Origin of the sequence: Pseudomonas gingeri (genome assembly GCF_013385635.1) — a bacterium.
Lineage (GTDB): Bacteria > Pseudomonadota > Gammaproteobacteria > Pseudomonadales > Pseudomonadaceae > Aquipseudomonas > Aquipseudomonas gingeri_A.
This window is the reverse complement of record NZ_JACAPR010000008.1, coordinates 171,486-191,995: the sequence shown is the minus strand read 5'-3', so window position 1 is coordinate 191,995 and position 20,510 is coordinate 171,486. Positions and strand designations below refer to the sequence as shown.

General features: G+C 62.6%; 20 protein-coding genes. 12 read left to right on the top strand and 8 right to left on the bottom strand.

What is annotated here, in order from left to right; genetic code table 11:
* Positions 1-15: 15 nt before the first annotated feature.
* Positions 16-702 carry a spermidine synthase gene (locus tag HX851_RS37195; RefSeq protein ID WP_177064742.1) on the bottom strand — a complete coding sequence of 229 codons (687 nt, stop codon included), beginning with the start codon at positions 700-702 and terminating at the stop codon, positions 16-18.
* A 140-nt stretch (positions 703-842) separates the two neighbouring features.
* On the opposite strand from HX851_RS37195, the gene HX851_RS37190 reads away from it, so the two are divergent.
* The gene (locus HX851_RS37190; protein WP_177060495.1) at positions 843-1,106 is read left to right on the top strand and encodes a hypothetical protein; all 264 of its coding nucleotides are present in this window, start codon (positions 843-845) and stop codon (positions 1,104-1,106) included.
* Here the strand turns inward: HX851_RS37190 and HX851_RS37185 are convergent.
* Positions 1,103-1,576, bottom strand: a complete 474-nt coding sequence (locus HX851_RS37185) for a cyclic nucleotide-binding domain-containing protein (protein WP_177064744.1) — start codon at positions 1,574-1,576, stop codon at positions 1,103-1,105. The genes HX851_RS37190 and HX851_RS37185 overlap by 4 nt on opposite strands.
* Positions 1,577-1,665: 89 nt before the next feature.
* Positions 1,666-3,717, bottom strand: a complete 2,052-nt coding sequence (locus HX851_RS37180) for a S9 family peptidase (protein ID WP_177060173.1) — start codon at positions 3,715-3,717, stop codon at positions 1,666-1,668.
* Between the two features lie 90 nt (positions 3,718-3,807).
* On the opposite strand from HX851_RS37180, the gene HX851_RS37175 reads away from it, so the two are divergent.
* Genes HX851_RS37175 through HX851_RS37165 form a run of 3 tightly spaced genes read left to right on the top strand, consistent with a single transcriptional unit; the run spans position 3,808 to position 5,659 of the window.
* The gene (locus HX851_RS37175) at positions 3,808-4,305 is read left to right on the top strand and encodes an MFS transporter (RefSeq protein WP_177064746.1); all 498 of its coding nucleotides are present in this window, start codon (positions 3,808-3,810) and stop codon (positions 4,303-4,305) included.
* 32 nt (positions 4,306-4,337) lie between these two features.
* Positions 4,338-5,114 carry a class II glutamine amidotransferase gene (locus tag HX851_RS37170; protein ID WP_177060176.1) on the top strand — a complete coding sequence of 259 codons (777 nt, stop codon included), beginning with the start codon at positions 4,338-4,340 and terminating at the stop codon, positions 5,112-5,114.
* Positions 5,115-5,125: 11 nt separating this feature from the next.
* On the top strand, positions 5,126-5,659 hold the full coding sequence (locus tag HX851_RS37165; protein WP_017124548.1) for a DUF2937 family protein: 534 nt from the start codon (positions 5,126-5,128) through the stop codon (positions 5,657-5,659).
* A gap of 143 nt (positions 5,660-5,802) precedes the next feature.
* On the opposite strand, the gene HX851_RS37160 is transcribed toward HX851_RS37165, so the two are convergent.
* Positions 5,803-6,720, bottom strand: a complete 918-nt coding sequence (locus HX851_RS37160; RefSeq protein WP_177060178.1) for a LysR family transcriptional regulator — start codon at positions 6,718-6,720, stop codon at positions 5,803-5,805.
* Positions 6,721-6,872: 152 nt separating this feature from the next.
* Here HX851_RS37160 and HX851_RS37155 point away from each other — a divergent pair, with 152 nt between their 5' ends.
* From HX851_RS37155 to HX851_RS37140, 4 genes are all read left to right on the top strand, one after another.
* Positions 6,873-8,159: an MFS transporter gene (locus HX851_RS37155; protein WP_177060180.1), complete on the top strand. Its 1,287-nt coding sequence runs from the start codon at positions 6,873-6,875 to the stop codon at positions 8,157-8,159.
* Positions 8,160-8,222: 63 nt separating this feature from the next.
* Positions 8,223-8,975: a 5-oxoprolinase subunit PxpA gene (locus tag HX851_RS37150; protein WP_177060182.1), complete on the top strand. Its 753-nt coding sequence runs from the start codon at positions 8,223-8,225 to the stop codon at positions 8,973-8,975.
* A complete protein-coding gene (gene pxpB / locus HX851_RS37145) occupies positions 8,972-9,676 on the top strand; it encodes a 5-oxoprolinase subunit PxpB (RefSeq protein WP_177064753.1) in 705 nt (234 codons plus the stop codon). Before HX851_RS37150 ends, pxpB begins: the two co-directional genes overlap by 4 nt.
* Positions 9,673-10,590, top strand: a complete 918-nt coding sequence (locus HX851_RS37140) for a 5-oxoprolinase subunit C family protein (RefSeq protein ID WP_177064755.1) — start codon at positions 9,673-9,675, stop codon at positions 10,588-10,590. Before pxpB ends, HX851_RS37140 begins: the two co-directional genes overlap by 4 nt.
* 84 nt (positions 10,591-10,674) lie before the next feature.
* Here HX851_RS37140 and HX851_RS37135 read toward each other — a convergent pair whose 3' ends face one another.
* From HX851_RS37135 to HX851_RS37125, 3 genes are all read right to left on the bottom strand, one after another.
* Positions 10,675-11,853: a vWA domain-containing protein gene (locus tag HX851_RS37135; RefSeq protein WP_177060197.1), complete on the bottom strand. Its 1,179-nt coding sequence runs from the start codon at positions 11,851-11,853 to the stop codon at positions 10,675-10,677.
* A gap of 164 nt (positions 11,854-12,017) precedes the next feature.
* On the bottom strand, positions 12,018-12,863 hold the full coding sequence (locus HX851_RS37130; protein WP_017124541.1) for an AAA family ATPase: 846 nt from the start codon (positions 12,861-12,863) through the stop codon (positions 12,018-12,020).
* Positions 12,864-13,011: 148 nt separating this feature from the next.
* A complete protein-coding gene (locus HX851_RS37125; RefSeq protein WP_177060199.1) occupies positions 13,012-14,094 on the bottom strand; it encodes a DUF748 domain-containing protein in 1,083 nt (360 codons plus the stop codon).
* Positions 14,095-14,223: 129 nt separating this feature from the next.
* Between HX851_RS37125 and cysK the strand changes: the two genes are divergently transcribed.
* The 3 genes from cysK (at position 14,224) to HX851_RS37110 (ending at position 17,565) form a co-directional block, all read left to right on the top strand.
* The gene (cysK, locus tag HX851_RS37120) at positions 14,224-15,198 is read left to right on the top strand and encodes a cysteine synthase A (RefSeq protein ID WP_177060201.1); all 975 of its coding nucleotides are present in this window, start codon (positions 14,224-14,226) and stop codon (positions 15,196-15,198) included.
* Between the two features lie 208 nt (positions 15,199-15,406).
* The gene (locus HX851_RS37115; protein WP_177060203.1) at positions 15,407-16,345 is read left to right on the top strand and encodes an aspartyl/asparaginyl beta-hydroxylase domain-containing protein; all 939 of its coding nucleotides are present in this window, start codon (positions 15,407-15,409) and stop codon (positions 16,343-16,345) included.
* 356 nt (positions 16,346-16,701) lie between these two features.
* Positions 16,702-17,565, top strand: a complete 864-nt coding sequence (locus tag HX851_RS37110) for a DMT family transporter (protein WP_177060205.1) — start codon at positions 16,702-16,704, stop codon at positions 17,563-17,565.
* Positions 17,566-17,727: 162 nt separating this feature from the next.
* Here HX851_RS37110 and HX851_RS37105 read toward each other — a convergent pair whose 3' ends face one another.
* The gene (locus HX851_RS37105) at positions 17,728-18,642 is read right to left on the bottom strand and encodes a DMT family transporter (RefSeq protein WP_177060207.1); all 915 of its coding nucleotides are present in this window, start codon (positions 18,640-18,642) and stop codon (positions 17,728-17,730) included.
* Between the two features lie 143 nt (positions 18,643-18,785).
* Between HX851_RS37105 and aceK the strand changes: the two genes are divergently transcribed.
* Positions 18,786-20,507, top strand: a complete 1,722-nt coding sequence (gene aceK, locus HX851_RS37100; protein ID WP_177064757.1) for a bifunctional isocitrate dehydrogenase kinase/phosphatase — start codon at positions 18,786-18,788, stop codon at positions 20,505-20,507.
* Positions 20,508-20,510: the final 3 nt, after the last annotated feature.

Genomic DNA, 20,510 nt, shown 5'->3' with positions numbered 1-20,510 from the left:
GCGGCAAAGTTTAGCTCAGTTCTTGAGCTTCTCGGCGATCCAGATGGTATGACGCGTGCCCTTGTTGCCGTGGGCATAGACCTGGACTTCCTCGGCCTTGAAGCCGGCCTTGCGCAGCTTGTCGGAGAAATGGCTGTCGGCACTGGCCGACCACACCGCCAGCACGCCCTTGGGCCGCAGGGCCTTGGCACAGGCGCTCAGGCCGCCGGCCGAGTAGAGCCAGCTGTTGGCCTTCTGGGTCAGGCCTTCGGGGCCGTTGTCGACATCGAGCATGATCGCATCGAAGCCATTGGGCTCGGCCTGCAGCACCTTGGCCACGTCTTCCATGCGGATCACCGTGCGTGAATCGTCCAGCGGGCGCCCGGCCTTTTCACCGAGCGGGCCGCGGTTCCACTCGACCACGCCCGGTACCAGTTCGGCGACCACCACTTCGGCGGTCTTGCCCAGGTGCTTGAGCGCCGAGGCCAGGGTAAAGCCCATGCCCAGGCCACCGATCAGCACCCGCGACTGCGGCCGGCCGGCGACCTTGCGGCAGGGAATCTCGGCCAGGGCATCTTCGGAACCGTGCATGCGGGTGTTCATCAATTGCCCGCCGTCGCCGCCCTGGATCTTGATCACGAAGTCCTCGCCATACTCGAACAGGCACAGGGCACCGCCGTTTTCGGGAATCGGTGTGGTGTCGAGCAGAACGAAACGTTTCATGGAAATCTCATTAGGGGGGCAAAATGGTCGCGTTGCGAGTAGCCTGATAGCAGACTGATCGATGTGGCTGCGCGGTTATTTGATGAAAGACGCGATTCTATTGAAAGGCATTATTTGATGATCAAGAGCATTATTTTATGATCAAGGGCACCATTCTAACGGGCATTGTGCTGTCCGCGTTGACGTTTACCGCGGTACAGGCCGAAGAGTTGTCGCCGGTACCGGTGACACCGACCCCGGGCTCCCCCGGCACGGCGACTCCAACGCCGTATCCTCAGGTCACGCCGCGTACGCCGCCCAAGCCCGGCGAACCCTTGCCCAGCATCGAGCTGCCGTCACCGCCCAAGGACCAGACGCTGCCGGGCCTGGAGCAGAACGACAAGGCCAAGCCGATCTCCAGCTAGATCTGTTGCGAGAGCAACTGTCCGTCGGCCATGCGCAGGCGTTTCGACAGCGCGATGGCGATGGCGCGAATGATCTTGGCGGCGATTTTCGGGGCGTCGTTGAGCATCTTTTCCAGGGAGTCCTTGCCCAGGTTCAACAGTTGGCAGTCGGTGGCGGCGACGCAACTGGCCGAGCGCCGCTCACCATCGAGCACCGCCATTTCGCCGAAGGCCCGGCCGGCGCGCAAGGTGGCGATCACCACCGGCTGGCCGGCGTCGTTGTTCTTCTGCACATTGACGCTGCCGTAATGGATGATGCACATGAAAGTGCCGGCATCGCCCTCGTGGAAGATCGCCTCGCCCTTGCCAATGGTGCTGATGCTGAAATAGCCGGCCGCCGCCTGGCAGTCGGCCGGCAGCAGCTGGTTGAACAGACCGCAGTCCATCAGCATGTCGCGAATTTCGTTATTCAGTAAGGTCGGTTCTGGCATGGTTCACGATCTGTTCTTGTTTGCCTGTTCTTTGCGGGTTTCGAGACCCGTTGGCCCAGAGTTAAGACAAGGCCGCCGGGCAGAGTTCCTCAGGCAATGCCGAGAACCTTGAAGACAAAGCCATATTCGAGGGCTACGTCACGTAATCCCTGGTAGCGCCCGCTCATGCCGCCATGGCCGGCGCCCAGTTCGGTCTTGAGCAAGAGTAGATGTTCATCGGTGCGGGTGGCCCGCAATTTTGCCACCCACTTGGCCGCTTCCCAGTATTGCACGCGACTGTCGTTGTAGCCGGCAATCACCAGTGTCGCCGGATAGGCCTGGGCGCTGACGTTCTCGTAAGGCGCATAGGCCTTGATCCGCGCGTACACCTCGGGCTCCTGCGGGTTGCCCCACTCGTCGTACTCGGTGACGGTCAACGGCAGGTCGGGGTCGAGCATGGTGTTCAACACATCGACGAACGGCACTTCGGCAATCGCCGCCTGGAACAGCTCCGGACGCTGGTTGAGCACCGCGCCGATCAGCAGGCCACCGGCGCTGCCGCCACTGATTGCCAATTGCTTCGAGGTGGTCAGGCCGTTGGCGATCAGGTGTTCGGCGCAGGCGATAAAGTCACTGAAAGTGTTTTGCTTGTGTTCCTGCTTGCCGGCGCGATACCAGACTTCGCCCAGCTCGCCGCCGCCACGCACATGGGCGATGGCAAAGGCCACCCCGCGCTCCAGCAGGCTCAGGCGGGCATGGGAGAACCAGGGGTCGAGGCTTTCGCCATAGGCGCCATAACCATAGAGGTAGAGCGGGGTGGCCTGGCCCTGCAGTTCGCGCTTGACCACCAGGCTGATCGGCACCTGTGTACCGTCCGGCGCGGTCGCCCACAGGCGCTGGCTGACGTAGGCGTCGGCATCGAACGGGCCGAGCACCGGGGTTTCCTTGAGGACTTTCTGCTCACCGTCGGCGAGGTTTAGCTGACGGACCTGGGCCGGGCGGTTGAGGGCTTCGTAGCGCAGGCGGATTCGCTCGCTGTGGAACTCCAGGCTGTCCTGCACGTAGAGGCTGTAGGCGGCATCCGGCAGTTGCACGCGATAGACCGGCAACCCCTCGGGGTGCACTTCGATGATCGGCAGGCCACCTTCGCGCAGGCTCAGGCACAGGGCACGGGCGTTCAGGGTCAGGCCTTCGAGCATCACCTGGTCATTGTGCGCAATCAGCCGCTGCCAGTCTTCGCGCCGGGGCACGCCGTCGTCCGCGGCCTGGAACAGGGCGAAGTTGATGCCGTCCTGGTTGCTGCGGATAAACCAGCGCCACTGATCCTCGTACCGGCCGTGGTCGACGAAATACTCATGGCCTTCGACCCGTGCCGCCAGGCAGGTGAAGGCCTGGTCCGGGGTATCGGCGTCGAGCACCCAGGCTTCGCTGGTGGTCTTGCTGTTGAGCAGCACCACCAGTTGCCGTTCGGAGCTGCTGCGATAGCAATGCAGGAAAAATCGCCCGTCGGGCTCGTGCAGCACGGCTTCGGCAGCCGCTTCGCCGAGAGTATGGCGATACAGCTTGTGCGGGCGGTGGGTGTCGTCCAGTTCGCCGAAGAACAGCGTGCGGCTGTCGTTGGCCCAGGTCATGCTGCCGTCGCAATCCTCGAAGGGCAGTTCGATCAGTTGGCCGCTGGCCAATTCCTTGACGTACAGCTGGTAGACCTCTTCGCCGGTGGTGTCGAGGCTGTAGGCCAGGCGCTGGTGGTCCGGGCTGATGCTGAAGGTACCAAGGGAAAAGAAGCCGCCATTGGCCAGCACATTGGGATCGAGCAGCAGCTCCTCGGCGTTCTCATCGACCGTCAGGCTGTCATCGGTCGGGCGCGGGCAGCGATAGTGGCGGGCGTACTCGTCACCGGCGGTGGTGCGGGTGTAGTAGAGGAACGGGCCCCAGGGCGAGGGCAGGGACAGGTCGGTCTCGAGAATCCGCCCCTTGATCTCTTCGAACAGGCTTTCACGCAGCTCGGCCTGGTCGGCCAGTTGTGCTTCCTGGTAGCTGTTTTCGGCCTTGAGGTAGTCGAGTACCGCCGCGCTGTCACGTTCCTGCAACCAGGCATAGGGATCCGGGCCTGGGCCTTTGTGGGCAATCGGGGCACTGCTGACGGTGGCTTTGCGGGACATGGGCAACTCTCTGTCTTGAGGTTCGCTGACGGCGGTGCAGCCGGACCGGCGAAAAGCCGTTATCATAAGCCCCTCATTGCCAGCCATGCCATGGACACCATGACCGAGAACGACTATCTGATCGCCTGGGGTTGCTACGCCTTTGCCGCCTTGGGCTGCCTGTTGGTGTGGTTTCGCCTGACCCGCTGGACCTGGCGCTGGTTGCGCGAACCGCTGCGCGTGGTGGGGGCGGTGCTGCTGTTCAGCCCGACCATTCTCGACCCGGTGAAGGAACGCTTTGCCCCGGCCGTCGCGATTACCGCCCTCGACCTGTTGTTCAAGGTCGGCAACAACGCCTGGCGCGCGGTCTCCGACCTGTTCATGTATCTGATCATCGCCCTCGGTGTGTATGTGGTCTTTGTGCTGATCCGTTGGCCGATCGAGCGTGCCGGCAAGGCCCGTAAGCTGCAGTCGGCAGCTGCCGCCGCGGCTCGCGCTGAAGTCGAGGCGGATGACCAGCCTTTTGCCGCCCCGGATCGCCAGGAACGCCCGCGTCGTCCGCCGCCTCCTGCTGGCGCCGGTCGCCCACGGGTCGAGCCGCGTTTGTAAGCGTGTTCCTGCATTGAAGCGAGAGTCCGAGCATGTGTGAATTGTTGGGCATGAGCGCCAATGTGCCGACCGATATCGTTTTCAGCTTTACCGGGCTGATGCAGCGTGGTGGACGTACCGGTCCCCATCGCGACGGCTGGGGTATCGGGTTCTACGAAGGTCGCGGGCTGCGCCTGTTCCAGGACCCGGCCGCGAGCTGTGAATCGGAAGTCGCGCAATTGGTGCAGCGTTACCCGATCAAGAGCGAAGTGGTGATCGGGCATATCCGCCAGGCCAATGTCGGCAAGGTCTGCCTGTCCAACACCCATCCCTTTGTCCGCGAGCTGTGGGGACGCAACTGGTGTTTCGCGCATAACGGCCAGTTGGCGGACTTCCAGCCGCCGAGCAGTTTTTATCGCCCGGTCGGCGATACCGACAGCGAGGCGGCTTTCTGCGACCTGCTCAATCGCGTACGCCAGGCGTTCCCCGAGCCGGTCGAGGTGGAGGCGTTGTTGCCGTCTCTGGTCCAGGCCTGTGCCGAGTATCGCGGCAAGGGGGTGTTCAACTGCCTGCTCAGCGACGGCGACTGGCTGTTCTGCTATTGCTCGACCAAGCTGGCGCAGATTACCCGCCGTGCGCCCTTTGGTCCGGCACGGCTGAAGGATGTCGATGTGATCGTCGACTTCCAGGCCGAGACTACCCCCAACGACGTGGTCACGGTGATCGCCACCGAACCCCTGACCGAAAACGAGACCTGGACCCGCTACGAACCGGGCCAATGGAGCCTGTGGCGGCGCGGTGAATGCGTCAGCCAGGGCCAGACTGAATAAGGACGTCCGTTATGTGGTTGAGTTACCTGCGGCTGATACTGTTTACCCTGGGGCTGTTGATCGGCGTCCAGGTGCCGGGCTTCATCAACGACTACGCCAAGCGGGTCGAGGCGCATCTGATCGAGGCGCAGACCGGTCTGCAGGGCTTCCAGAAGACCGCCGAGCAATTCTTCAAGGGCGATCTGCAGGCGTTGGTGGCGCACTATCGCGCCAGTGACGACCCGGTATTCCGCAGCGATGCCGACAGCCTCGGCACCTTGCTCAATCGCCAGCGCCTGCTCGATGACCAGTTCCAGGCGATGCAGGGGCCCTGGTACAAGCGCGCGTTGCAGGTGGCGTATGCGGCGGACCCGGCGATCCGCCAGGAAACCCTGCAGGGCTACACCTATCAGGTGCTGCTGTCGCCCGAAGCGATCGGCTGGGCCATGGGCGCGGCGCTGCTGTTCTCCTTCGTCATCGAAGGTTTCTTCCGGCTGGTGGATTGGGTCGTGCTCGGCGGCAAGCGCCAGCGTGAGCGCCTGGCGCGGCGGGAGCGGGGCTGGTAACCGCTCCCACAATGAATTGATCGTTCCCACGCTCCAGCGTGGGAACGCCTCGTTGGACGCTCCGCGTCCGCTCTGCGGGTGACGCGGAGCGTCACGGGCGGCATTCCCACGCAGAGCGTGGGGACGATCAGTCCTGTGGGGGGCTAGGCCTTGCTCAGCACCACGTACTGTTCCCCGACCTTGCCGGCGTAGCTGTGCAGGACCTTCTGGCACAGCGCGACAATCTCCTCCACCAACTCCACGCCGACCCGCCAGGACACCACCACTTCCAGGTTCGGCGGGCGCACTTCCAGCGCCAGCAAGGTCAATTCGCCCCGTGCCAGTTCCTCGCTGACCAGCGCCGGCGGGAAAGCGCCGATACCGAAGCCGTCACGAATCAGCCGGGTAATCGCCGACACCGAGTTCACGCAGTTCAGGCGCGGCGCCGGGACTCCGTGGGTCTGCATCAGGCCGAGGATTTCCTGGTGCGGCCGGGAGTTCTTGGAGAAGGTCACGATGCGTTCCCGGGCGATTTCCGCCAGGCTCGTGTACTCGCGGTTGTAGATCGAGTTGCTGGCTACCACCCAGCCCATGGGGTAGCTGGCCAGCTCCAGGCTGCGGATGGATTCCTGGCGCAACAGATCGGTTTGCAGGACCAGGTCGAGAAAACCTTTTTGCAGCTGATCGCAGAGGTTCAGCGCCGTATCGGCCACCAGCTCGATTTCCACCAGGGGAAAACGGTCCATCATTTCCGCCACCAGGGGACTGAGCCAGGTGTGGATCACCGAGTCCATGACCCCGATGCGCATGCGCCCGACCTTGGTCGAACTGATCTCGATGGAGTGCTTGAGGGCCTGCATGGTGTCGATCATCTGCTCGGCATAATCGAGCACCTTGAGCCCTTCGGGGGTCAGGCTGACACCTCGCGAGTCACGCAGGAACAGCTTGACCCCGAGCTCGCTTTCGAGCACCGCGATCCGGCTGGAGATGGACGCCTGAGTGGTGAACAGCTTGTCCGCGGTCAGGCGAAAGCTCTTGAGCCGGGCGACCCAGACGAAGGTTTCGAGAAACTTGAGATTCATGCAATCAACTTTTTCTTATGCCTGGGGACGGCTTTTTTTAGTTGGACGCAGAGGGCGGGTGCAACCAAAAATGACCCTCGACCGGTGAATCACGATAAGCGTCGCCGGCCGCCAGAACAATACCAATAAGTTTGCTGTGGAGAATTTCCCCCATGAGTACGCCCGACTCGCTGGATGTTGCCAAGCCCGAGGGACCACCCGGTCCGTTCGCCTGGTATCGCCATATCAATCAGCAGGAACGTCGGACGTTCTGGAGTTGCAAGATCGGCTATGGCCTCGACGGCATGGACACCCAGATGCTCAGTTTTGTCATCCCGACGCTGATCGCCCTGTGGGGCATCAGCACCGGCCAGGCCGGGCTGATTTCCACCAGTACCCTGATCGCCTCGGCCCTGGGTGGCTGGATCGCCGGGATCCTCTCCGACCGTATCGGGCGCGTGCGCACCCTGCAGTTGACGGTACTCTGGTTCGCCTTTTTCACCTTTCTCTGCGGCTTTGCGCAGAACTACAACCAACTGCTGGTGGCGCGGACCCTCATGGGTTTCGGCTTCGGCGGCGAGTGGACGGCCGGCGCGGTGCTGATGGGCGAAGTGATCCGCGCCCAGGATCGCGGCAAGGCGGTGGGCATGGTGCAATCCGGTTGGGCCCTGGGCTGGGGCCTGACGGCGATCCTGTATGCCCTGCTGTTTTCCTGGCTACCGCCGGAAGACGCCTGGCGGGCGCTGTTCCTGCTGGGCATCGTGCCGGCGATCTTCGTGATCTTCGTCCGCCGGCTGGTCAAGGACCCGGAAATCTATCGTCAGGCCAAGGCCAGGGAAGCGCCGAGCAACCCGGCGCGGTTCTACGAAATTTTCGCCCCGGGGATGCTCAGCACCACTATCCGTGCGTCATTGCTGACCACCGGCGCCCTGGGCGGTTACTACGCCATCACCTCCTGGCTGCCGACCTTCCTGAAGAACGAGCGCGGCTTGAGCGTGCTGGGCACGGGCGGTTATCTGGCGATGGTGATCATCGGCTCCTATGTCGGCTATGTGATCAGTGCCTATCTGACCGACCTGCTGGGCCGCAAGAAGAACTTCATCCTGTTTGCCGTCGGCTCCTTCACCATCGTCCTGCTCTATACCCAGTTGCAGGTCAGCAACGAGGTGATGTTGTGGCTGGGGTTCCCGCTGGGTTTCTTCGCCTCGGGGATCTTCAGCGGCATGGGTTCGTTCCTTACCGAACTGTTTCCGACCCGGATCCGTGGCTCGGGCCAGGGCTTCTGCTACAACATCGGCCGCGCGCTGGCCGCGCTGTTCCCGCTGCTGATCGGCCTGCTCAGCCAGACGGTGCCGTTGAGCGTGGGCATCGGTGCCTTTGCCGCCGTGTCCTATGGCGTGGTGATCCTCGCGGCCCTGAGCCTCCCGGAAACCCGTGGCAAGCAACTCGAAGCGCAGTAATCTGTGGGTCTCTGTGAAAAGCCCCACGTCAAGAAAAGTTAAAAGCCCACAGGAGCAACGACCGTGAGCCGCTTGTTATTGAATTGCGATATCGGTGAAAGCTATGGCAACTGGACCATGGGTCTGGATGCGCAAGTCATGCCGTTCATCGATTGCGCCAACGTCGCCTGCGGTTATCACGCCGGGGACCCGAGCATCATGCGCAAGACCGTCACCCTGGCCCTGGCCAATGATGTGCGGATCGGCGCCCATCCGGCGTATCCCGACCTGGTCGGCTTCGGTCGCCGCTCCATGGCCTGTACGCCCCAGGAAATCCAGGACCTGCTGCATTACCAGATTGGCGCGCTGGACGGTATCTGCCGGGCCCAGGGCGCGCGGGTCAGCTATGTCAAACCCCATGGGGCGATGTACAACGACATGATGGCCAACCCTGAGCAATTGCGTTCGGTGATCCAGGCGATTGCCGCCTATGACCGCGAGTTGCCGCTGATGCTGCTGGCGATGCGTGACAACAGCGTGGCCCAGGCACTGGGTGACCAGTACGGCGTGACCCTGTGGTTCGAAGCCTTCGCCGACCGCGCCTATGACAGCGCCGGACGCCTGGTTTCCCGGCAGTTGCCAGGGGCGGTGCACCACGAGCCGGAGCGCATCGTCGAACAGGCCCTGACCATCGCCCGTGGCGACGATCTGGTCGCCAGCGACGGCAGCGCCTTGCGCCTGCGGGCCAATACTCTTTGCGTGCATGGCGACAATGCCAGTTCGGTGGAGGCCGTGCAGCGCATTCGCGAGGCCCTGGACCGGCAGTCGAACCCATGAAGCCACGGATTGAAGTGGTGGCGATCGACTGCCTGATGGTGCGGCTGTTCGACGCGATCGCCGAAGAAAACATGCCATGGATGCTCGCCGCCAGCCAGCGCCTGCGTAACGGTTTTGCCGGACACCTGGTCGACCTGGTGCCGTCCTACACGACCTTGATGGTGCATTACGACCTGATGACCCTGAGTCCGGGCCAGGCCCGGGAACTGATCGCCGAGGTCTTGGACGATCTGACGCCGAATGCCCGGACTGCCGGCCAATGCCATGTGCTGCCGGTGTGGTACGACCTGAGTGTCGGCCCGGAATTGAGCCTGCTGGCCGAACGGACCGGCTGGTCGACCGCTGAGGTGATCCGCCGCCACAGCGAGCGGGAGTACCAGGTGTTTGCCCTGGGTTTTGCCCCCGGCTTCGCTTTCATGGGGCTGGTGGAGGAGCCGTTGGCGGCACCACGGCTGAATACGCCGCGCAAGAAAGTCGCGGCGGGCAGCGTCGGTATCGCCGAGCGGCAGACCGCCGCCTACCCGGTGGTGTCACCGGGTGGCTGGAACCTGATCGGGCGCACCCCGAGCAAACTGTTCGACCGCGAGCGCGACGGCTACAGCCTGATGCAGCCGGGCGATACAGTGCGGTTTGCCGCGGTCGACCACGCCGAGTTCATCAAGTTGGGTGGCGACGACACGCCGCTGGAGGCCCTGGCATGAGCCATCTGTTGATCGAGGCCAGCACGCCGCTGTGCCTGCTGCAGGACCGCGGACGGTTCGGCGTGCGCCATCTCGGGGTCACCCAGGGCGGTGCGCTGGACTGGGTATCGATGTCCTGGGCCAATCGCCTGCTGGGCAACCCGGTGGATGCGCCGGTAGTGGAAGTCACCCTCGGCGGCGTCACGCTGCTGGCTCTGGAAACCTGCTGCCTGGCCCTGGCCGGCGCCGACCTGGGCGCGCAAGTGGATGGCCAGGCCCTGGCGCCCTGGCGCAGCTTTGTCCTGAACAAGGGACAACGGTTGCAGTTCACCCAGCCCTTGCTCGGTGCCCGTGCCTATCTGGCGGCCCCGGGTGGTTTCGATGCGCCCAGGGTGCTGGGCAGCAGCGCCTGCGTGGTGCGCGAGGAACTGGGTGGCCTTGACGGACTGGGCCGGCCCTTGCAGAAGGGCGGCAGCCTGAGTTATCCGGGCGCGGCGGTGGCACCGCGAGTACTGTCGACGGCGCAGATTCCCGACTTCCACGCCAGGGCACCGTTGCAGGTGGTACTGGGCGCGCAGATTGGCGAGTTCAGCGGGCAAAGTCTGTTCGATGCGTTCAACAGCGCCTGGACCCTCGACAGCCGTGCCGATCGCATGGGCATTCGGCTGCTGGGGCCGGAGTTGAAGTACCAGGGCGAGCCGATGATTTCCGAGGGCATCCCCCTGGGGGCGATCCAGGTGCCGCCGGACGGACAGCCAATCGTCCTGCTCAATGATCGGCAGACCATCGGCGGTTATCCACGCCTGGGCGCGTTGACGCCGCTGTCGTTGGCGCGGTTGGCGCAATGCCTGCCGGGGACACAGGTAAGACTGGCGCCGACGGTGCAGGAAAGCGCCCATCGGCAGCAGATCGAGTTCATGCGCAGGTTTGCGTAGGCCCCAAAGGACGCTGATCGTTCCCATGCTCCGCGTGGGAACGATCAATAACCGTGGGGGCGGGCTTGCCCGCGAAGGCCCCCATCATTTGGAAAGAAACCGCATCCCTTCTTCCAGCCCGCGCAGGGTCAGCGGGTACATCTGGTCCTCGATCAGGTCCCGGACGATATTGGTCGACGCCGTATAACCCCAGGTGTCCTTCGGATACGGGTTGATCCAGATAAGCTTCTTGTACTTCTCCATGAACCGCTGCATCCATACATAGCCCGCTTCTTCGTTCCAGTGCTCGACGCTGCCGCCGGCCTGGGTGATTTCATACGGGGCCATGGCCGCGTCACCGACGAAGATCACCTTGTAGTCGGCGCCGTACTTGTGCAGCAGGTCCTGGGTCGAGGTGCGCTCCGAACCCCGGCGCAGGTTGTTCTTCCACACCGACTCATAAACGAAGTTGTGGAAGTAGAAGTACTCCAGGTGCTTGAACTCGGTCTTGCAGGCTGAGAACAGCTCTTCGCAGATCTTCACGTGGGCATCCATCGAGCCGCCGATATCGAACAGCAGCAACAACTTGATGGTGTTGCGCCGCTCCGGTCGCATCTGGATATTCAACAGGCCGGCGTCGCGGGCGGTGTGGTCGATGGTGCCATCGATATCCAGCTCTTCCGCCGCGCCCTGGCGGGCGAACTTGCGCAGGCGGCGCAGGGCCACCTTGATATTGCGCGTGCCCAGTTCGACCTGGTCGTCGAGGTTCTTGTACTCGCGCTGGTCCCAGACCTTGACCGCCTTGCCCTGGCGCTTGCCGGCATCGCCGACGCGGATGCCTTCCGGGTTGAAGCCGCCGGAGCCGAACGGACTGGTGCCGCCGGTGCCGATCCACTTGTTGCCGCCGGCATGACGTTCCTTCTGTTCTTCCAGGCGTTTCTTGAATTCCTCGATCAACTTGTCGAGGCCGCCGAGGGACTGGATCTGTGCGCGTTCTTCATCGCTCAGCGAACGTTCGAACTCCTTGCGCAGCCAGTCTTCGGGAATCAGCGCCTGAAGATGATCGTCGAGTTTTTCCAGGCCGTTGAAATAGGCGCCGAACGCCCGGTCGAACTTGTCGAAATGACGTTCGTCCTTGACCAGGATCGCCCGGGCCAGATAGTAGAACTCGTCCATGTCGGCGAAGGTCACGCGCTGTTTCAGCGCGTTGATCAGATCGAGCAGCTCGCGCACCGACACCGGGACCTTGGCCGCGCGCATTTCATTGAACAGGTTGAGCAGCATGGCAATCGCCTCGGATAAACAGGAGGGTCTGTTTGAAAGCTCGCCGAGCGACGATCAGGCAAGGCAAAAACAGGCGAGGAAGCGGAGTCTAGCCCGCTAAATGAGCATTCCGAGCCTGTTTTCAACGCAGCACGATCGACGCGCAGGCCGCTTTCGGACAGCGCCTAGCGGGTGCCGCGACGGCTCATGAAGGCCAGGCGTTCGAGCAACTGCACGTCCTGCTCGTTCTTCACCAGGGCGCCGGCCAGTGGCGGGATGGCCTTGGTCGGATCGCGCTCGCGCAGGACCGCTTCGCCGATATTGTCGGCCATCAGCAGTTTCAGCCAGTCCACCAGTTCCGAGGTCGAAGGCTTCTTTTTCAGGCCCGGCACCTTGCGCACGTCGAAGAACACATCGAGGGCTTCGCTGACCAGGTCTTTCTTGATGTCCGGGTAATGCACATCGACGATCTTCTGTAGCGTATTGCGATCGGGGAACGCGATGTAATGGAAGAAGCAGCGGCGCAGGAAGGCGTCCGGCAGCTCTTTTTCATTGTTGGACGTAATGATGATGATCGGGCGCTTCCTGGCCTTGATGGTTTCATCGATCTCGTAGACGTAGAACTCCATCTTGTCGAGTTCTTGCAGCAGGTCGTTGGGGAACTCGATGTCGGCCTTGTCGATTTCGTCGATCAGCAGGATCACCCGCTCATCGGACTCGAAGGCTTCCCAGAGCTTGCCCTTCTTCAGGTAGTTGCGCACGTCGTGGACCTTGTCCACGCCCAGTTGCGAGTCGCGCAGGCGGCTGACCGCGTCGTACTCGTACAGGCCCTGATGTGCCTTGGTGGTGGACTTGATGTGCCAGGTGATCAGCTTGGCGCCGAAGGACTCGGCCAGTTGCTCGGCGAGCATGGTCTTGCCGGTGCCGGGTTCGCCCTTGACCAGCAGCGGACGCTCCAGGGTAATTGCGGCGTTGACGGCCAGCTTCAGATCATCGGTGGCGACGTAGGCCTGGGTGCCTTCGAACTTCATCTGTCATTCCTCGAACGGTAACGCCGGCCTGGCAGACAGGGCGGCGGGAAAATCCCATGCCCGACTATAACGCGCAGCCCGGTCGAGTGTGAACGCAGACGGCTTATTCAGTCTCTGAATGGAGCGTCACATCCTGACCCGGTCAGGTCTATGGATCGCTGGAAGGCTTGGGCTGTTCATAGCGTGCATTGAAGGCCTGGACGAAACCGTTGCGCAATATCTGCAAAAACGCCTGGAACGCGCTGATATCTTGCTGGTGAACGCTGCCGCTGAGTTCCACCCGGGTGGCGAACTGGTTTTTCTGCTGGTTCTTCAGCACGGTTTCACCGGCTCCGACAAGGGCCTCCCACACCGAGCGCAGGATGCTCTTGTTCTGGTTCTCGACGTCCTGTTGCCAGTCGAACACCTCGACATCGTGCAGCAGCGGCTTGATATAGCCGGTGAGCTGGCCCTTGCGCGCCTGGGCCTCGATCACCACGTCACCGCTGCCGCCATTGAAATCGAACTTGCCGTAGGCCGAGGCGAAATCGTTGACCCGCCGCAACTCGATGCCCGTCGTCCGCAGGCGGAACTCGAAGTCCTCGAAGTTGCTCAGGGGATCGAAAGTGGCGCTGGTCTGCAGGGCTGCCTGGCCGAACAGCAGGGCCTTGCCTTCGAAACGGGCATCGCGCCGGCCTTCGAGGTCGACGACATTGGTCAGGTTGTAGAGGCTGGCATTGACCTGGGTGGCCTGCAGGTTGACCGCGGGCTGCGAGTTGAAGTTGCGGAAGGTGATGCGTCCATCGTCGATCCGCACCTCGTTGAGGGTGATGGGTAGCAGCTTGCCCAACTGTGCCCGCCAGTCGGTGCCCCGGCCGGTCTGGGAGGCCTGGCGGTTATTCGCGCCGCCATCGACGAAGTTCAGCTCCGGCTCGACGAACTGTACCTCGGCCACCACGGCGTGATTGTCCCAGAGGGATTTCCAGCTCACCGACAGATCGATCAATGGCGCCTTGACGAAGGGTACGGGCACCTTGCCGCTGACCTTGACGATCTGCAGCCCGTTGATTCGGTAGGCGCCGCGCCACAAGGCCAGGTCGACATCCGTCACCTGGCCGCGGTAATCGCCCATGTCCGCGAGTTTTTCATTCAGGTAGTGGCGCACCAGGTAGGGCAGGGTCAGGTCCAGCAGCACCAGCAGCAGGACCAAGCCTGCCAGGCCCCACAACGGCCAGCTGTAACGACGTTTCATCGGCGTGCCCCGAAGGCTGTCTATAGGCGATGGACCCCCGGCGGCGCTATACGTTCGCCATGACTGGACGCCCGACACCCCGGGGCATACCCTTGAAGCCAACTCAACCGCTGCCCAAAGGACCCCGTCATGAGCCGTATTTTTGCCGACAACGCCCATTCCATCGGTAATACGCCCCTGGTTCAGATCAACCGCATCGCCCCGCGTGGTGTGACCATCCTGGCCAAGATCGAAGGGCGCAACCCGGGGTATTCGGTGAAGTGCCGGATCGGCGCGAACATGATCTGGGACGCCGAAAGCAGCGGCCGGCTCAAGCCAGGCATGACCATCGTCGAGCCGACCTCCGGCAATACCGGGATCGGCCTGGCCTTTGTCGCTGCCGCCCGCGGTTACAAGCTGCTGCTGACCATGCCGTCATCCATGAGCGTCGAGCGTCGCAAGGTGCTCAAGGCCCTCGGCGCCGAGCTGGTGCTGACCGAGCCGGCCAAGGGCATGAAAGGCGCGATCGAGAAAGCCACCGAGATCGTCAACGGCGATCCGGCGCGATATTTCATGCCGGCGCAGTTCGACAACCCGGCCAACCCGGCGATCCACGAGAAAACCACTGGTCCGGAAATCTGGAACGACACCGATGGCGCGGTCGATGTGCTGGTGGCGGGCGTGGGTACCGGCGGTACCATCAGCGGTGTTTCGCGCTATATCAAGCTGACCCAGGGCAAGCCGATTCTTTCGGTGGCGGTGGAGCCGGTGTCGTCGCCGGTGATTACCCAGACCCTGGCCGGACAGGAGGTCAAGCCGTCGCCGCACAAGATCCAGGGCATCGGCGCCGGTTTCGTGCCGAAGAACCTCGACCTGTCGTTGGTGGACCGGGTGGAACTGGTCACCGATGACGAATCCAAAGCCATGGCCCTGCGACTGATGCAGGAAGAGGGAATCCTCTGCGGCATTTCCTGTGGTGCCGCGATGGCCGTGGCCGTGCGTCTGGCGGAAACCCCGGAAATGCAGGGCAAGACCATTGTCGTGGTGCTGCCGGACTCCGGCGAGCGCTACCTGTCGAGCATGCTCTTCAGTGACCTGTTCACCGACCAGGAGATCCAGCAGTAAACCGGCACGGGTGACGCCGGCGGGACTGATCTGCATCAGTCCCGGTTCAGGCGGGACGTGCTACATAAATGCTGTGTTGCGCGACCGCTCATGTTGAATGTGCGGGCCGATGGGTTTTTCCCGAGGCCGGTAATGTTTATCATGGCCGGCTGCCACGTCGGGCGAATACTGCCTTGCCCGGACGTTGCCCATTTTCAAGGAGTGCTGAATGACCTTTTCCTTTGCCGCCAAGGCCGCAGTGTTGCTGCTGTTCCTCGGCAGTACGCTCTACGTGCATCTGCGCGGCAAGGCGCGTTTGCCGGTGCTGCGCCAGTTCGTCAACCATTCCGCGCTGTTCGCTCCGTACAACGCCCTGATGTACCTGTTTTCCGCGGTGCCGTCCAAGCCGTACCTGGACCGCAGCAAGTTCCCCGAGCTGGATGTGCTCAAGGACAACTGGGAAGTGATTCGCGAAGAGGCCATGCACCTGTTCGACGAGGGTTATATCCGCGCCGCCGAGAAGAACAACGACGCCGGTTTCGGTTCGTTCTTCAAGAAGGGCTGGAAGCGTTTCTACCTCAAGTGGTACGACAAGCCGCTGCCGTCGGCCGAGCTGCTCTGCCCGAAAACCGTCGCGCTGGTCAGCAGCATCCCCAACGTCAAGGGCGCGATGTTCGCCCTGTTGCCCGGTGGTAGTCACCTGAACCCGCACCGCGATCCGTTCGCCGGCTCGTTGCGTTATCACCTGGGATTGTCGACACCGAACTCCGACGATTGCCGGATTTTCGTCGACGGCCAGGTCTACGCCTGGCGCGACGGTCAGGATGTGATGTTCGACGAGACCTATGTGCACTGGGTCAAGAACGAAACCGAGCAGACCCGGGTGATCCTGTTCTGCGATATCGAGCGGCCGTTGAGCAACCGCCTGATGACCTCGATCAATCGCTGGGTCAGCGGCCTGCTGGGGCGCGCCACCGCGCCGCAGAACCTCGATGACGAGCGCGTCGGCGGCATCAACCAGGCCTACGCCTGGAGCAAGAATTTCAGTGATCGCTTCAGTGGCGTGGTCAAGCAGTGGAAACGCAAGCATCCCAAGGCCTACCGCGTCCTGCGTCCGGTGCTGGCGGTGCTGGTGCTGACCTTGCTGGGTTACTGGTTGTTCGGCTGACCTGTTGCAATCTGTGTCGAGCGCTGGTTATAGTCAGCGCTCGGTGCATCACCTGATTCACCGTTTCGCCCCTTCAAAGAAGACCTGCGCATGCCAGCTTCCCCCATCAACGCGGTAGTCGATTCAGCGGTCAACGCTGGCGTAGTGCCGTGCGGGAACCAGCAGCCTGTGCAGATCAGTCATTACCCTCCACCTGTCAGTGGCACGCCGGTGTACGTAGTCGTATCACCGCCGGGCGTTGGCATCCGGGTCTGATCAGCAACCGTTGCTGTCGCCCCCTGCCTGCCTGAAAAAAACCTACTGAATCTTCAGCTTTCCAGCTGAGTTGGCGTTTGCCTGAATCACAGGTGGTATCCATGTTGGTCATTTCAAGACAATCCGCGACCGCGGCGGCTTCGACGAGTCTGTTTGTGCTGCTCTGGAGCAGCGGGGCGATCTTCTCCAAGTGGGGCCTGGCCCATGCCTCGCCGTTCGCCTTTCTGTTGTTGCGTTTTTCCATTGCCCTGCTGGGGCTGTTGCTGTTGATCCCGTTGCTCAAGTTCAAGCTGCCCCGGGGCGGCAAGCCGATGCTGTATGCCGCCGCGACGGGCATGGTGTTGCTGGGCGCCTACCAGATCTTCTACCTGCTGGCCCTGGACCTGAAGGTCACCCCCGGAGTCATGGCGACGATCATGGGCGTGCAGCCGATTCTCACCGCGGTACTGATGGAGCGGCGGCGTTCCTGGAGCCGGATGTTCGGCCTCGGGCTCGGGTTGGCGGGGCTGATCCTGGTGGTTTACCAGGGCATCGGCCTGGCGGGCATGTCCCTGGCCGGCATGCTCTTCGGCCTGCTGGCGCTGGCGAGCATGACGTTCGGCTCGATCATGCAGAAACGCATCACCGACAATCCCCTGGGCACGCTGCCGGTGCAGTACCTGGCCGGGCTGCTGTTGTGCGGGCTCTTCGTACCGTTCCAGCCGTTCCACTTTGAAACCGGTGTTGGCTTCGTCGTCCCGGTGCTGTGGATGGGCCTGGTGGTCTCGGTGCTGGCGACCTTGCTGCTGTACCGCCTGATTGCCCGGGGCAACCTGGTCAATGTCACCAGCCTGTTCTACCTGGTCCCGGCGGTGACGGCGGTGATGGACTACCTGATCTTCGGTAACCGCCTGGCGGCCCTGAGTATGCTGGGCATGGCGCTGATCATCGTCGGGTTGGTATTCGTGTTCCGCAAAGCTGCCTGAATGGCGGCGATGGGCGCAGTGGCGGGGTGCCGCTGCGTCTGGGCCGGCCTTTTCGCGGGCAAGCCCGCTCCCACAGTGTTCGAGTCGTACGCATAATCTGTGTAGAACCGAGAACTTGTGTGCGGGCTTGCCCGCGAAGGGGACCTGCAAACCGCCCGATAACTACCGGTCGCCCTCTGTCGCGGCCTTTACCACCAACACCGCTGGCTTCAACACCAGCCACAACGCCACCGCAATCAGTACCCCGCCATACAAATGGGCCATCGACAGCGGCTCGTCGAGAAACAGTGCGCCCCACAACACGCCGAACGCCGGGATCATGAAGGTCACGGTCATCGACTTGACCGGGCCGATGCTGCTGATCAGCTTGAAATACATGATGTAGGCGAATGCCGTGCACACCAGCCCCAGGCCCAGCAGCGAGCCCCAGACACTGATTCCGCCCCAACTGGCCGGCGGGTGGGCGATGGCGCTGTAGGCGAAGAACGGCAGGATCACCAGGGTCGCGCCGAACATGCTGCCCATGGCCGACAGTCGCGGATCCAGGCCGCCCTGATGGTCGAGCCAGCGGCGGGTGAGGAAGCCGGCGAATCCATAGCTGGTAGTGGCCAGCAGGCACGCCGCGGCGCCCATCAGCAATTCCAGGTTGAAGGTCACCGGGCCGGCGCGGGTCAGCACCGCGACGCCGAACAGGCCGAGGAATATTCCCAGCAGCTTGTTCAGACTGAGTTTTTCGTGGAAGAACAGGCCGCCGATCAGCACGCCCATCAGCGGCGTGGTGGCATTGAAGATCGACGAGTAGCCGGCCGGCAGCACCTGGGCCGCGACCGAGTACAGCGTCGCCGGCAGTCCGGAGTTGATCACGCCAAGCATCAGGCAGACCTTGAACTTGCCCTTGAAGTCCCAGCTGACGCGCATCAGCGACAGGATCACCAGCAGCCCGACGGCGGCGATGGAGACGCGAAAGAAGGCGGTGGGAAAGGCCCCGAGCACCGGGGCAATGATGCGCATGAACAGGAAACTGGCGCCCCAGACGGCGGCCAGGCTAAACATGCGCACGATATCGACGGGTTTCACGGGGAGCATCCTTGGCAGGGTAGGCGGGCAAGTGTCCCCGGATGTCGTCGGCAAGGCAACGGTTGCGTAACCTGACACCTGGCACCTAAGCTCCAGTGACTCGCGATCAGAATAATGTCCGAAAATCCCGCAGAGGTTTGACTATGCCGCAGCAATGGCCAGCCGCCGATATCGCCCGCATGATTCTTGATGGCTTCGACAATTACCGCGAGCACTTTCGCCAGATCACCGACGGTGCCCGCGCCCGTTTCGAAGGGGCGCGCTGGCAGGAGGCCCAGGCGGCGTCGGCGGCACGGATCAATCTCTACGAAGAGAAGGTCGGCGAGGTCAATGCGCGGCTGCGGGCCGGGTTCGACGCCGAGGCACTGCTCGACGTCAACCTCTGGCCTCTGGTGAAAAGTGCCTATATCAGCCTGATCGACCTGCGCTTCGACGATGAACTGGCGGAGACCTGGTACAACTCGACCTTCTGCGGGCTGTTCAGCCACGACCTGATCAGCGACGGTTGCATGTTTATCCACACCACCCGACCGTCCCTGCGACGGGCACGGGCGGCACAGACCCGGACCTATCGTCCCCTGGGCGAACTCTCGGGGATGCTCGAACAGATCTTCAGCGACTACAGCTTCAGCGAGGCCTATGCCGACCTGCCCGGCGATCTGCGCCGGCTCGAAGCGCAGTTGCGCGAAAACCTGCCGGACTGGGTCTGCAAGGACCCTGAACTGAGTGTCGAACTGTTCTCCTCGGTGCTCTATCGCAACAAGGGCGCCTACCTGGTGGGGCGGATCTACACCCATGAGGAACAATGGCCGCTGGTGATTCCGTTGTTGCACCGTGAAGGTCGCGGGATCCAGATCGATGCGCTGATCACCGACGAAGCCGATGTCTCGATCATTTTTTCCTTCACTCGCTCCTACTTCATGGTCGATGTGCCGGTGCCGGCGGAGTTCATCGGCTTTCTGCGGCGCATCCTGCCGGGCAAGCATATCGCCGAGCTGTATACCTCCATCGGCTTCTACAAGCATGGCAAGTCCGAGTTCTATCGGGCACTGATCAATCACCTGGCCAATACCGACGACCAGTTCATCATGGCGCCGGGCGTGCGCGGGATGGTCATGAGCGTGTTCACCCTGCCGGGGTTCAACACGGTATTCAAGATCATCAAGGACCGTTTCTCGCCGTCGAAGAACGTCGACCGGGCGACGGTGATCGAGAAGTATCGCCTGGTGAAAAGCGTCGACCGCGTGGGGCGGATGGCCGATACCCAGGAATTCGCCGACTTCCGTTTTCCGTTGAGCAAGTTCGATCCGGCCTGCCTGGAGGAACTGTTGGAAGTGGCGCCTTCCACCGTCCAGGTCGAAGGCGAGACGGTGCTGATCCGCCATTGCTGGACGGAGCGGCGCATGACCCCGCTGAACCTCTACCTGGAGAATGCCAACGAAGCCCAGGTGCGCGAGGCGCTGGAGGACTATGGCCTGGCGATCAAGCAACTGGCGGCGGCGAATATCTTTCCCGGCGACATGCTGCTGAAGAACTTCGGCGTGACCCGTCACGGGCGTGTGGTGTTCTATGACTACGACGAGATCTGCTTCCTGACCGAGGCCAACTTTCGTCATATCCCCGCGCCGCGCACCCCGGAAGACGAGATGGCCTCCGAGCCCTGGTATTCCATCGGGCCGCTGGACGTCTTTCCCGAGGAGTTTCCGCCGTTTCTCTTTGCCGATATGGCGCAGCGCCGGTTGTTCGACCAGTTGCACGGCGAGTTGTACAACGCCGATTACTGGAAGGGGCTGCAGGAGGCGATTCGCGCCGGCAAGGTCATCGATGTGTTCCCGTATCGGCGTCGTACCCTGGACAGCGAGTAGTGG